The sequence below is a fragment of the Coxiella-like endosymbiont genome (genome assembly GCF_030643785.1).
In the GTDB taxonomy this organism is placed as follows: Bacteria; Pseudomonadota; Gammaproteobacteria; order Coxiellales; family Coxiellaceae; genus Coxiella.
In genome coordinates this window covers 762968-776981 of sequence record NZ_CP094378.1, presented here as the reverse complement: position 1 = coordinate 776981, position 14014 = coordinate 762968, and the positions used below count along the sequence as shown (strand labels likewise).

Genomic DNA, 14014 nt, shown 5'->3' with positions numbered 1-14014 from the left:
TCCATAAAAAATTGAATTAATTATTGCTTATTCTTAAACTATAGTAATATTTTAGGATAGCGATAATGAAAAATACGGATTAGAGAGAAATCCATCGAATACCATAATCTGTCAAATTCATACTACGTGCTTTCTCCTATTTTTTCAAACGCTTCTTGAAGAAAATCGTATTTCTGCACTGGCGTCAATTTTTGATAATCCGATATTTTTTCTAATTCTATCCGTATTAACAATATCCAGAACGATTTATTTTTAGCGTTCTTAAAAGAAAATCTATCAAAATAAATATTCTTGCTTTTATCCACATCGCCATTGATTTGAAATAATTGATCAAATATTTTTTGTTTTTGATACCCCGAATTTAATGTTTCTAAATAAACAGAACGAAATTTATTTACTGAAAGTTTATCGCTCATCCGAATATCGTTAAATACATTTTTTTCCAATCGATTCTAAATCAAATCAGGCTCAACCAAAGATCGAAGATGAGGAAACTTTTAATTTTAATATTGAATTGAAGGGTTATCTCCTAGAAATCTGGATCTGGAAAAGTCTGATTATTATGTATTAAAACTGTCTTTAATACTTTTAACGGATGACCTTTTAACGCATCAACTTTCTCAAAATCAACCGATTGCAAATTCTCTTTTAATTTATAAAGACACCTTTCTTCCAAAAAAGTGAAAGCGTCAAAAGTTCCTTATCTTCAAATAAGGAAATCGCGTAATTGTAGATTATATTGTATCCTGATTCAGGATGAAGATCGATATAAGCCCAAATCACCAAGTTTATCAAACCCACTTTTATCACACGTCGGTAGGCGTCCTTATCTAAAAATTACCATTCATTTATTAATCGATCACATAAATATAGATCCACGTTAAAAAATAATTGAAATTGAAGTCGATTATTTAATTCTTTATATACAATTTTTGGAGTACCGTGGGATTCTGATTTTCTAAAAGCTTTCTTGTATTACACTCTTTACTTTTTTATAGAGATGACGCCTACCAATTTTCAAAGAAAGAAGCTAATGAAATACTGAGGAGATATTGTTTCTAAAGGCAAAACAAGAAGAGAGTTATTTTTTGTTTTTGAGGTAGTACTGAAAGAAGAAATCCTCTTGTAAAATTAAAAAATTTATAGGTGATAAAATCGAATGGAAGCATAATTTATATTTTTTTTAAATCAGAAATTTGATTTTACATGATTTATTTTTATTTTCAGTTTTTCAATAAAAAAATAAAAAGAATTTTATTATTACTTGACTTTATAAAAAACCTAAAAAATTATCAGAAAAAATAATTTAATTTTAAACCTGATTTGAACAACGAATAGTTAATTAAAATAAAGATGACTAAATATAAATTATATTATGAATAATAAATATTTTAGATGCCAGATCGTATACTATTGTATATAATCACACAATCTGTTTATATCAACATTATCGTCTTTAAGATTATCCCGATCCACGCATCTTTTACATCCGCTATTTTATTGAAAATAGCGGCGTGATACCCAAACAACTGTCGGTTCTACGATAATTTTCATCCTTTCAACAAAAAAGAGTATTTGTTTACATAATTGATCATTGCTTACCTTTATAATATCTGTTACAGTTTTAATTAAAATAGGTAAAATGAGTTAGCCAATAAATTGAGTTTGTGCGCTATCTGTGACAGTTTTAGGCGTTGCGATACTAAAAATATTTTTTATTTGAAAAGATTGTTGTACATCATTACCTGACTCGGATTCTACACCAATTACAGTGCAATTAGGTGATAAATGATCTGCACCAATAGAAGATCCTAAAATAAGCCAATATCCCTCTCCCCCACCTACAGGAACGAACAAATAATCCAATTGTCCTCTTTCTTTAAAGAGTTCTTTTATTACAGTACTACTTTGAACAGCAATAATATCTTTATGATTATAGGATAGAATCAATATTAAGCTGTGTTATTAATCTGTGTTTTTTCATTAAAACTTCTGAAATTTTTTTGTCTAGCATTAGTTTTGTCATAAAGAACAATCTCAGCCCTATAAATCAAGGGTTTCAAGTAATTTTACAGATGGTGCGTCATTTGGTATCAAAATCGTCGATGGAACTTTTAAAAGATTTGTAGCTAATGCTAAACTTTGTGCATAATTACCTGATGAAAATGCAACAATGCCCTTTTTCTTTTGTGCACTGTTTAATTGAGCAATTGAATTATGTACCCCACGAAACTTAAACGCACCTGTTCTTTGAAAATTTTCACATTTAAAAAATAACTTAACATTTATTTTCTAAGTTATTTAACGAGATGTGAATACAGGTGTGCGATAAGCAATGCTCTCTAATTTTAAACCTGTGTAATAGATATTATCATAAGTTACCTCCAAGTTTGTTGCTTGCATTATTTATTCTCTATAGTCAAGCAATAAGTCAATACAGTTATTCTATTTTAGAATACCATGATTCTTTACCGATCGCTTGCCAAAGTCAGGGAGATCTTTGAGACTCCTCGGCGGAAGTTAAATGGAAAGGCTTATATTGTTTCAATATTTCAAAGTCTTCACATAAAATGGAATATCCATCATTGAAAATAAGAAAAAGAGATCGAAGAACGAGCATGGGTTCCATTCTTTTTTAAAAACCATTGCATCTCATAGCAGCTTTTCAAATTAGGCTCATATAATTTTTTAATAATACCATGTTGTATTAGCCACATTGGTTCTAATAACGTGCGTTGAAATGTGGGGATATTTCATTTCATTTGAAAATACATACTATTTATTTATACCTCTCATTGGGAATCACAGAGATACCTCAAAAAATATAATTTTTTCTTCAGAAGTGATAAAAAATTTTTCTACTCAGGGTAATCCCAATGACGAGAATGAATCCATTGAAAAAATGGAATATATTTTTTCCATTCTGATAAAACTGATCGACATGATAAAGCGTTCCTTCGATAAATTCTTCTGTTTTAAAAGGAATATCCAAAAGTGAATTGCTAACAATAAATTTTTTAAATTCAAAATAATTATTTATTTTTTGACTTAAAACACTTCTTGTTCCTGTTTAGAATTTTATCACCAATATTGGAAATACTTTTTCAATAAGGTTCTGGTAATAAGCTTTAATATCAGAAAGATAATCAGAAAAATTAATAGCTTCATATTTAGAAATAGAAATATTATCTGACTTAAGACGATCTTTCATTAAAAATTTATTACAATAAGGAGAAAGCGATCATAACTTGGACCAAGAATACCATAAGCATCAAGTATTTTTCTCGATAAGGAAAAATTAAAATCATCGTAAAAATAATACGAATATTTTTTTGCGTGAATAAATAATTTGATTTCTTCCTCTACAATTTTTTTAACTTTATTTTTGTCCAATGACAAAAATAAACTTAGTTTATTTTAAATAATTCCTTTAAAATACAGTATCTTAGAAAGATATTTCTTAATAGATTCAGGAAATTTCTGATAGTAATAATCCAATAATAGGGCAACGAATCGATTAGATTCCTGATCTTGAAACTCTTACCAAAAAATTCATCATAATTCCAATGATTTAAAAAAATAATTTTTTTCATGTTTTTATCTTTTTTTACATTTATTTAAGATAAAATTAAAATAAAAAAATATTCAATATTTACTTAAAAGAAGAATAAATCTTTTTTCAAATTATATTATTTCCTTATTTCCTGAATAAAAATAAAAATTTGAAACCAGATATAAATGCAGTAAAAATAAGTAAAGATGAAAAGAAGATAAGCAAATAAAAACGTACAGTCAGTCATCTTACTATGCCAAAAAATCGATTAATTTTATCACTAATGGTTTAGAAAAATTACTCAATAAAGCATCGGTGATATTAATAATAGCTATAATTTAAGACACAAGCCATACGAAATTTAAGGATTTTCCTACCCTAAATCCCTGCATAAATACACCAGTGCTAAATCCAAATAAAAATAAAGAAATACTTTCAAACTAAATTCAAAAACTAAATAAGTAAAGAGCCGTAAGCAATTAGACTAAGGAAAGAACGAGTCCACTCCACATAATGGTGAAATAGCGATTTAATCGGCCAGAAAGCCAACCCAAAAAAATCGGCACTTACAGCTGATAATCCTAAAAACATACATAAAGTTACTAAAGCTACTTCAGGTCTATCTAAATGAAATAGTGTTTGCTTAAACGTTTTCCGCTACAAACCGCCTAATACCGATAATGCCGAAAAAGTCAATCCACTATACAGAATTTAAAAATCAATTGTGTTTTTATTTTAAAAGCGAAACGAAATCGCTCATTTTACAGCGATCATTGCTTTTGAAAATTGTTTCGACTTAAGTCACAAGGCTGTCATTTTTAAATAACTCAGTGTCTCAAAAAATGTCTATCCTAATTAACCTACGTTCCAGCAAGGCACAATTCAATGTCGACATGTGCGAAAAGAAGGGCTGCTCTTCCGAACGATGTATTAGTTTCTGCGATAAATAATCGTGGATTATAGCGATTTAACAAAGGTCTTACTAAAAGTTGCTCCTATAAATAGTGGTAAAAAAGAAGCAGCTAGATTTCCAAATCCAAAACCATTTAAGTGGAACTGGCGCATAAGCTTTTCGACCATCACACTAGAGGAAACTTGCAATACTTATTTATAAAATAAAAATAACGCATATAATCCTAAGACAAGTTAGATATAACAAGATTAAAACTTCGTGTTTTCTCCATTTTTAATTTATTATTGGCTACTATGCTGTCATAATTGTTCAATAATTTCATGATAATTTAAACTATTTTTTATTAAAGAAATTCATTTTTAAAAGTTGTGTTTTGCTTGAATAGGAGCTTTTGCCTAGAGTAACAAAACGCACCACGCTCTACGACATGTGACTCATGAGAATAGATACAAGAAATAGGCTGGGTGGAAGGAGCAACGTAAAGAACGGCAGAAGTTGAAGAGTACGCCTGGATTGTCAAATTCTGAAGCTCATTTAAATTACACATGTATAAAAATTTATCATTTTTTTCGTTAATGTGAATAAACATTTTTTTAAAATATTCTCACTTACTCCAACCTCAATCAATTTCAAGGCAAGACGGATAAGGATTCCTAATCTTTGATCCAGTATTTACAAAGCCTAAGAAAAAGTTCTAAATGCTTTAATTTAACCTGTCAATTTTTTCGAAATGGTAAGAATTTCTTAAAAACTAAAGGATACTTTCCAGAAATTAAATATATAAATAAATAAAAGAGAAAAGAGACTTAAAATTTCATAATGCAAAATATTATGAACAACAATCGGAGAAATAAAGCCTATCACTAAATTTAGTATAGAAGCGATCAACCTACTTCTGGCTACGATAATCACTCCCAAATGACCCGACAGGAATAAAGAAACCATCACGTCTTTCAATCATACGAAAGCGAAGTCCAATGATTGAAGAAAACATGAAATATATATTAACATGTAAATCTAAGAAGTTAAGGCAGTTAATAACAAATAGGATGCATTTACTCCAGGAATAATAAAAAAGTTAGTGCAAAAAATTCATGATAACAGTTTGAAGAATTAATAAAATACTCAGAACATTTTTATGATTGATACTTTCTAATAAAAAATTTATTTCCTTATCTTTAAAAGTATAAAACAATCTATTTATGGGCGAAATAAAACAATTATTAATGTCACCCATATTCCCTCCAGTGACTAACATCAAAGAAAAAATAGGTAAAATCTAATTCAAATTTTAAACGACGAAAAATGTAAAAAATACTTAAATAATACATGAGGTTAAATTTAAATTTCTTAAAAGAACCAAAATAAAAATTGATAAAGAAGTAAAAAAAATCAACAATATTAGAATAACAATGATTAATAACGCCATCAGATAAGTTTTATTTATTTTATGGGTTTCATTAAAATGTACAGTGGAAACTTCCTGGCTACTAAAAGCAGAAATAATTCCAGTTAATAACGGTAAAATACTCTCTTTAGTATGTGGAAAAGTGTCCGGGGTAGGAAATGAGAGACACCCATTACCTATAGAAAGTTAGATAATACTTGCAAATAATAAAATTATAAGGTAATAACAAGTCTGTAAAAACACAAAAATTACTGAATCTGGTAAATAATTTAATTCTGAATAAATTAAAAAAAGTTATTTCCAAAAATACAAAAAGAATGACACCAATTAGAAAAAATTTATTCGTAATTGATGTTTGAGAAAAAGATCTCCTATAATAAAATATAGAATTAAAGAACTAAAAAAACCTATAACAGATAGGTTACAAACATTTTTAACTTAGTCTGCAATTAGCATAATAAGATTAAAAGTTCCTAATACCAGTGTCGCACTTACATTACTCTCTCTCAAAATATATTTTTAAAACACACCAACCACTTAACTGGCTTTAATATCCTAATTTAGAGGGTAGAAATTTTAATGAATCATAAGATATTATCAATTTTTTGTCCTAAAAATGAAAAAAATTTATTTTTCAATTCCTAATTCTTGATTTTATACGCTCATTAAGAAAGGATATTTCTAATATATTGAACCATTAATTGAGATATTTTAGTATACTCTATTTTGTTTATGAGAGTGTTATCAGTAGGAAAGCATATTAAGATTTTATTTAGGTTTTTTCATTCCCTTAATAAGAATTCTCTCTAGTGGATTTTATTTTCTCCATCATATTAATCAAATAAAACAGTTTATGAAAAATATTTTTCTTATTATTAGTCTTCTTATATGTTCTAACTCTTTTATGAATTTTTCTGTTATACCCATCTAAGAAATTTTGCTTCTAAACCAATCATATTTTTCATTATCATCAGTTTAATTTATTGCCTTTTTTGAATATATGTTTCAGGTTCCAGCAAATCGGATCGGTTTTGATAAGGGCGTTTAACTCTAGCGCAATTAAAAATCGTCCAAGAAATTATTACTTTTTCCGTTTTCGTTCATTTTTCTATTTATTATATGGGACAAAAGTTATATCTAAATTTTTTGTTGGCTGGATTATTTCTACTGGGAGCCATATTTTTTATATTTAAAACATACTAATTAATAGTTCGATTATCTGGTAATCGAATGAATTGAATTAAATTTTTCCTTGATAAAATTAAACTAATTTATAGAATATTCTCATAGCCAAAAGAGTTCCATTTTTAATTAGCCTTCTTTTGATTTTTTCTTTAAAATCCACTTTCGGATTCGGTTAAGCGTTCACTTTTTTAGATTTTTTAAACTACCATCCTCTCATGCTGTTTTAGAATGTACCAACCAAATATTATTTATTCGTCCTATTGCAATGGAAAGAAATAGGAAATATCAGAACTTCGAATTATACAGAATATAAATATCTTTTTACCTATCTTTCATGACCGAATCTAAAAACCAAAGACATAATTTCTCCTAATGTTTGGATACATGAATTAAATATCTATATTCTAAAGTAAAGAAAACTTTCCTCCAATTATGAAGGAACAAATTCCTCACATATATAAAACTTATGATCACCACTGACCTTAAGTGATTATTTTAATTGATTATTATAAAGAAAATATTCCGAAATTCTCCAATCCTACGAATCCCTTTTACTCAAATTATTTAAAATTAATACAAATTGAGGATTTTTTCTTATTTGTCTGACCAATTTTATGGTGAAAAATTATTCACTCTACCTAAATATATCGTTAACTAAAGCGGAGAAGATTTTTTTCTGCCAGATGCTTCTCATTTTTATTTTAAAGAATTACCTGGCCAGAAATTGTTATTTTATATTGCTAATTCAAACCATTTTATTAATAAATTATCACAGGCACTGTTAATATCCTTTTCCTTTCTTGCCTTTTTATGAACGAATTATTAGTCATCGCCCTCTTCGGCTCTTAGAAAAGAGCCAGACAAAAAAGTAGAAATTTTTTATAGAGAAAAATTAAAAAAACTAACACTTCGGATCGCTTATAATTCAATAACTAGAAATTTTCGTTACACATATGGAATAAAATATAAACCCATAAATTTGGCTATTGGAGTTTCAGAAACCGATCTTCAACTCCTACTTCCTAAAGGAACGGAATAGAACGCAGTATTTATAGAAGCTGATTGCAGCGGACTCCATGTAACTACTCCTATCTTCATTTCTCCCCAGACATACCCCACTAAAGAAAATCAAATTATGTCACAACATGATATGTTCAGACTTATTAAGGTACCGAATTTTAATAAATCTAGCAAATAGATACCTCTTCTAGAACAGAAAATTATTCTATAATTTAGATTGAAAATAATTCTTCGGGAGATTATATGAATGGTCGAGAAAAAACAGAAGCTCCTTCATACCAATACGCTACCTATAACCGAGAGGTTTCCAAATCGGCAGCCTTATCCGTAAAAGGTGTCGATTATATTCGCCATTTCTACAGCCCCAAGTCTCTTGAATCTTGGAAAAAAGAAACTCAACAGATAGAGTAATAATTAAAAAAACTTGTCTCTCAACAGATGAACAAAACCTTGGATTATTTATAAATCTAACTGAAATAAATCACTTTATTAATTACAGCAATTTAAGGATGATATTTCTTTAAGATGCCGCCAAGTAAAATAGATGTAGCATTAAGTAAAACCTAGTTTGGCTAAATAATACATTATCTTAGGATGTGTAAAAACCTCTGCTAGAAAGATAACATCGGGATATTCTAATGAGATATTCTAATTTAATTTTGAAAATCAACTACTCCTAAAAAAGAAGGGTTTAGTGTGGGGATTATCTACTCGAAAAATTTTGATTCCTTCCTTGATCCAAAATAATAAAATTTTTTTGCATTCTTTCCATAAAGATTTCTAATCCTCGGTATCAAAATGAAAAGGATAAATGTCTTCATATTTTTAGGATGATTTTCGACATATTGAAAGCTTCCATCCGGACAGATTTTGAACCTTTGAACCATTGAGGGTGATCTTTTAAATGGGTAGGTGGACGCAGCCCTTAGAGCATTATTTTTGCCTTTGCGATTTGAATGACCAATTGGATGGATAGGCGGGAAATAAATTATATCAAATCCCATAAGCTTTGATTCGAGGCAACTACCTCAACATTTTTAAATGAACCATCCTTAGGTTCACTATTTTTTAAATCACAGGACCAAGGAAACAATTCATACTATATGAAGTAACGATAGCTTGGACAGCTTCCGGATTTGCTAACGTTGAAATATTTCCCAGACTATCAAGTTCCCTATTTACTGTTTTACGTAAAATACGTCTCATGATTTTTTCCTGATCAAATCTTAGTGCAAGTCTTTGGCCCATTGAATGCGATCTGGTGTTGCGATGGGATTAATTTTTTTTGTGAACTAAATTATAAATTAATTAATTCTGTCGATAAACGATCATCGATCATCAGGGACTATTCCAAATTTAGGCATCACAAAGGCAAAAAATACCCTGGCCTTTATCATGAGGAAAATCAACTACCGCAGCTTCTGCAATATCAGAATGCGCCACTAAAGCGCCTTCTATCTCATCTGTATCCAATCGATTCCGGATACGTTGATCACATCATCGATACACCCAAATCCAATAAAAATCGTTCTAATCTCGGTGAACTCCATCTCCCGCATAATATACATGCTAGGATATTGAGAAAAATACGTGGTTTTGTAGCTTTGTACCGTTCTGGATCTCCATAAATAGTTTGCATTTGCCCTAGCCACAGTGCTGAGTTTATGAGATTGCCTGATCTTCTCCTTTTAATTTTTGCCCTTTCTCACTCCAAAAAAAAGCAAATGTCGCAGATCCAAGTTTTAAAGGCGTGACTCACTCCCTCCCCGGAAAATCGGCAATCATAATACCGCCGGTTTCTGTTTACCACCATATGTCGACAATAGGACAACGTTTTTCTCCAACGATATTGTAATAACCAAACCCAAACTTCTGGATCAATGGGCTCGCCTACCGTGCCTAAAAACTTTAAGGTCTGAACGGCTTGTGGTTCGTTTAACAACCTCCTCCGATTCTTCGCATTAATGCTCGAAATCGCTATTGGAGCTGTATAAAAAATATTTATCTCATGATTATCAATCTCTTTCTTCTAATAACGAAGAGGACCCCCAGGGTAAGTCAGAATACTTGAAAATATTAGCGTTGTTGCTCCGCTGGCTAAAGGACCATAGACCAAATACGAATGTCCCGTAATCCATCTAATCTGCCGTACACCAGAAAATATCATTTTTTGATAATTAAAAACTAATTGAAAAGTCATAGTTACATATAACAAATATCCTGCATGAATATGCAATATTCCCTTCAGGTTTCCTGTCGAACCATTTCCTGTCGAACCAGACGTATATAAAATAAAAAATGGATCTGTAGCTTCCATAAGTTCCGCAGGATATTCAGGGATTTCGGTAGAAATCAAAATCTTATATTCAATATCCCGAATATTACTTTTTATCCGCTGATTCGTCCGACTTAACGATCACATGCTTGACAGAATCACATGCTTGATAGAAAAGCATTCATCAATAATTTTATCAACGTTGGCCTTAAGGGTATAATTTTTCCTCCTCGCTGATTAACGCACACGGTTACAATGACAGAACATTCAGTATCGTTAATCCTCTTCTTTAAACTCTCCGGAGAAAATCCCACAAACACGACCGAATGCACCGCTCCGATACGCGCGCAAGGCCAACATTACCACACCGCTACTTCCAGTATCATGGGCATGTAAATACAAACACACGGTGGCCTTTCGAAACACCTAATCTCTTTAGACCGTTGGCAAAACGACAAATTTCTTCATACAACTCATGATAAGTTACATTTCTCGACTGCGAGGGATCGTCGTCCCCTTCCCATATAATAGCAGTTTGATTAGTACGCTCGGGGAGATAGGGGATCAATGCAATTCGTACAAGCATTCAATAATGCTCCCGGAAAATGCTCCCGGAAACCAACGGACATTATTTTCGAAAAAATCACCCGTTAAGACTCGACCCCCGATGCCCGCCGTATTCAACTAATGTATTTCTCCGATTGTTCTGCCCAAAAATTTTCTGAGTCTTAGATCGATTTTTGATAGAGAGTTTAATATTCATCGAAAGAAATTGGCACAGTGCTCGAATGGAAACAGTTATGAAATATCTGAGACATTCATTTTCTCTAATTGAATCTATCTAATCATCAAGCTTATTTTAAAATTTCATTTAGAACTTCTGAAGCATGGCTTTCTACTTTAACCTTGGACCAAATAGCGGAAATGTTACCCTTTTCATCAATAAGAAAGGTGGTACGTTCAATTCCTCTATATTTTTTTCCAAAACGATTTTTATCAAACATAACACCGTATCGTTCACATACAGCACCTTCTTTATCGGACAATAAAGGGAAAGGCAAACTATATTTTTTCTTAAAAGATTGATGGGTTTTAATGCTATCTTTTGAAATGCCAAGAATGGTTGCTCCTGCCTTAATTAAATCAGACCATACATCACGAAATCCGCAGGCTTCTTTTGTGCATCCTGGAGTATTATCCTTAGGATAAAAGTACAAAATAATTTTTTCCCCTTCAGGTTTTTAAGCGACAAAAATTCTCTTTCATCAGTTTGTAAAGTAAAATTAGGGGCCGGTTGTCCAATCTCAATAAGCATTTTAGTCTCACCTCACGAAATAAACTCAAAGTCAATTTACAATAGACGGTTCCATATCGAAAGTTATTAATTTGAATTTGTCAATTCGAAAGTAATCAATTATTGCTTCAGCCAAAATTTGATTTTTCCTACTGATTTCTTTATACTTGGGGATTAAATTCCGAAGTGAATCTGTTTCAATATATTCAAAGATATAAATTTACCTTGATTTAGAATCGTATAAATATTCCTCTAAGGAGATCTTCAGAGAAAGTGCTCACCTTACCCTCACAAAAGCTTGATAAATAATATTCCTTTCCATCTTTATAGTACTTCTTGTATTTTGAAGCTGAATTTCCACAAGAACGTGTTGTTGCGTATTATTGTCGTTACAAATATCGATGCCCCACCCTTTGCCTATACAAGATAGGCCGTACTAAAATCCTTTTGGATCTTTCAAAGAGGAAGGATAGCTTACCTGAAATTGATACTCCGGATTAGAAATAGGTTCTCCATTGGGCACTTAAGCAAAAAGGAGCATACAGAAAAAAGTATACAGCTATCATCCAAATTTTCATTATTGTTCTCCTCTTTTAACTTTATCATCCTACTAAAACAAGCTCAAAGAACCAGAAAAAATAGCTAACAGAATTGCTGAGATACTACTCCAGTTGGTAAATCTTTAATTATTTCATATAATTATATAAAAACATAGCCAAGCCAAGTCTTTAAATTACGTTCACCACCCAAGCTCAAGGAGCTGTATGTTATTCGGTAATAAGATTTATATCTGCCTTAGAAAAAGAAAATTTGAAGTTCGTCTATGGAATTAAATAATAACTTTTCGATTATGTCATACTGGTTTGAAGAAGAGCCTTAGGAATCCAATATATAGAGCTAGAAGAAGATCTGCATATTAAACACATTCATGATCAATCTGAAAGGCGTTTTATTACTAAAGACAAAGCAGATCTTAAAGTTGGACTGGTGGAGCTAATGGAAATTAATTTCATTCATCGACGTCGCCAATTCACCATAATTATTTCACCAAATCAGGAAGGGAGGGGCTATGCAATCGAAGCTACGTAACTTGCGATAAAATATTCATTCAATGTCCTTAATTTACTAAACTTTATCTTTTAGCCAAGTCTATTCCGACCTGGTATGGGGTTTATCAATTGATAATAAGAAGACGAGAGCGCAGGCGCCGGATTTTCATTTAAGTGGCGATAAATAAAGAAAATAAATAAAGAAAAAAGTCAGGAAACCGATCGAAAAAATTTTCGTGACAATAGCGAATACATAATGGCGATAGCGAATACATAATAAGGATATTAAAAAAACGCCGATTAAGTTCAGAGCTGACTCGAACTCAATCGGCGTTGAATGAAGAACCGCTACCAATGAAATTAAATAGAGCTTTTCTTATGCGAACGCCCGATTTTTTTTCCAGCTTTAACCGACTTCGTAATGTTTTTTTTGCGTTTTGTTCCGGTTTTCATTGGTGTTCTTTTATTCAGTATCGTATCTCGTCTTTTTTCTACTTTTTTACTTGATTTTCTTATCTTTTCTAATTCCTTTTTAACTTTTGCCTCAGCTTTTTTCAATCGCACCTTTAATTTTTTTACTGCCATTTCAGCTTTTTGAAGAGCAGTTGATTTTGTGGATTTTCTCATCTTACCTCCTTACTCTACCATTTCTTTTAATCGCTTGAGCGGGCGGATTTTAATAACATTTCGTGCTGGTTTAGCCTTAAAAGTCATCGGTTCACCCGTAAATGGATTAATTCCTTTACGGGCTTTTGTCGCTGCTTTCCGCTTAACGACACATTTAGCTAGACCTGGAATAACAAATTCTCCTACGCCACCTTTTTTAAGATGAGCCTGTGCCAAATCAGCTAATGCCTCAAATACTCGGGTCACTTGTCTTTTAGTAAGATCCGTTATTTCAGCTACGTGAGCAAATACTTGAGTTTTCGTCATCCGATTTTTGACGGTTGATATTCTTGTTGTTCTGGATTTTCCAGATTTAGATTTTCGAGAAGTTTGTTTTTTTGTTATCATGATTTTTTTCCTTTTAATAAAGTAGGAACAACAAATTGTAAGTAAATTTAAAAAAAAAAGGAAGTATATTTTTATTAATTCTGATTCGAATAATGAATTATAATCATAACAATAATCCTAAAATGAGCATTTCCATCAAATGAGAGAGCATCATAGTTAAAAAATCAAAAAATATAATTTTTTTAATATAATATAATTTTTTTTAATATAAAATATCAATCGGTAATACATAAATTTTAAAAATGAAAAAAAGAATTAAATAGCTTACTCTATCAGTCCACCTGAATCCCTCAAAAATTTTAC

General features: G+C 30.8%; 12 protein-coding genes and 2 pseudogenes. 4 read left to right on the top strand and 10 right to left on the bottom strand.

Annotation, left to right across the window (positions count from 1 at the left end; all coding sequences use genetic code 11):
• Nucleotides 1–122: 122 nt before the first annotated feature.
• A complete protein-coding gene (locus tag MRH55_RS04045) occupies nucleotides 123–416 on the bottom strand; it encodes a hypothetical protein (protein WP_304985015.1) in 294 nt (97 codons plus the stop codon).
• A 1231-nt stretch (nucleotides 417–1647) separates the two neighbouring features.
• Nucleotides 1648–2289, bottom strand: a pseudogene (locus MRH55_RS07755) (pyridoxal-phosphate dependent enzyme).
• 4585 nt (nucleotides 2290–6874) lie between these two features.
• On the opposite strand from MRH55_RS07755, the gene MRH55_RS07750 reads away from it, so the two are divergent.
• The 3 genes from MRH55_RS07750 (at nucleotide 6875) to MRH55_RS07745 (ending at nucleotide 7873) form a co-directional block, all read left to right on the top strand.
• On the top strand, nucleotides 6875–6922 hold the full coding sequence (locus tag MRH55_RS07750; RefSeq protein WP_369421514.1) for a hypothetical protein: 48 nt from the start codon (nucleotides 6875–6877) through the stop codon (nucleotides 6920–6922).
• Nucleotides 6923–6939: 17 nt separating this feature from the next.
• Entirely contained in the window at nucleotides 6940–7077 is a 138-nt protein-coding gene (locus MRH55_RS04035; RefSeq protein WP_369421512.1) for a DMT family protein, read from the top strand.
• Nucleotides 7078–7735: 658 nt separating this feature from the next.
• Nucleotides 7736–7873, top strand: a complete 138-nt coding sequence (locus MRH55_RS07745) for a PhoPQ-activated protein PqaA family protein (protein ID WP_369421510.1) — start codon at nucleotides 7736–7738, stop codon at nucleotides 7871–7873.
• 1562 nt (nucleotides 7874–9435) lie between these two features.
• Here MRH55_RS07745 and MRH55_RS07740 read toward each other — a convergent pair.
• The 6 genes from MRH55_RS07740 to MRH55_RS04015 all read right to left on the bottom strand — a co-directional run bounded on the left by MRH55_RS07740 (nucleotide 9436) and on the right by MRH55_RS04015 (nucleotide 11571).
• Nucleotides 9436–9552, bottom strand: coding sequence for an AMP-binding enzyme (locus MRH55_RS07740; protein WP_369420968.1), 117 nt, complete (start codon nucleotides 9550–9552; stop codon nucleotides 9436–9438).
• 232 nt (nucleotides 9553–9784) lie between these two features.
• Complete coding sequence (locus MRH55_RS04030; protein WP_304985013.1) at nucleotides 9785–10021, bottom strand: hypothetical protein; 237 nt, start codon at nucleotides 10019–10021, stop codon at nucleotides 9785–9787.
• Between the two features lie 87 nt (nucleotides 10022–10108).
• Nucleotides 10109–10396: an AMP-binding protein gene (locus MRH55_RS04025; RefSeq protein ID WP_304985012.1), complete on the bottom strand. Its 288-nt coding sequence runs from the start codon at nucleotides 10394–10396 to the stop codon at nucleotides 10109–10111.
• 234 nt (nucleotides 10397–10630) lie between these two features.
• Nucleotides 10631–10780 carry a hypothetical protein gene (locus MRH55_RS04020; RefSeq protein WP_304985011.1) on the bottom strand — a complete coding sequence of 50 codons (150 nt, stop codon included), beginning with the start codon at nucleotides 10778–10780 and terminating at the stop codon, nucleotides 10631–10633.
• Nucleotides 10737–10940: an AMP-binding protein gene (locus MRH55_RS07735; RefSeq protein WP_369420965.1), complete on the bottom strand. Its 204-nt coding sequence runs from the start codon at nucleotides 10938–10940 to the stop codon at nucleotides 10737–10739. The genes MRH55_RS04020 and MRH55_RS07735 overlap by 44 nt, the downstream gene beginning before the upstream one ends.
• Nucleotides 10941–11208: 268 nt before the next feature.
• Nucleotides 11209–11571: a peroxiredoxin gene (locus MRH55_RS04015; RefSeq protein ID WP_304985010.1), complete on the bottom strand. Its 363-nt coding sequence runs from the start codon at nucleotides 11569–11571 to the stop codon at nucleotides 11209–11211.
• 841 nt (nucleotides 11572–12412) lie between these two features.
• Between MRH55_RS04015 and MRH55_RS04010 the strand changes: the two are divergent.
• Nucleotides 12413–12734, top strand: a pseudogene (locus tag MRH55_RS04010) (GNAT family protein); the annotation flags it as partial.
• Nucleotides 12735–13057: 323 nt separating this feature from the next.
• Here MRH55_RS04010 and MRH55_RS04005 read toward each other — a convergent pair.
• Complete coding sequence (locus MRH55_RS04005) at nucleotides 13058–13324, bottom strand: hypothetical protein (protein WP_304985009.1); 267 nt, start codon at nucleotides 13322–13324, stop codon at nucleotides 13058–13060.
• Nucleotides 13325–13333: 9 nt separating this feature from the next.
• A complete protein-coding gene (locus MRH55_RS04000) occupies nucleotides 13334–13714 on the bottom strand; it encodes an HU family DNA-binding protein (protein WP_304986121.1) in 381 nt (126 codons plus the stop codon).
• Between the last annotated feature and the right edge of the window lie 300 nt (nucleotides 13715–14014).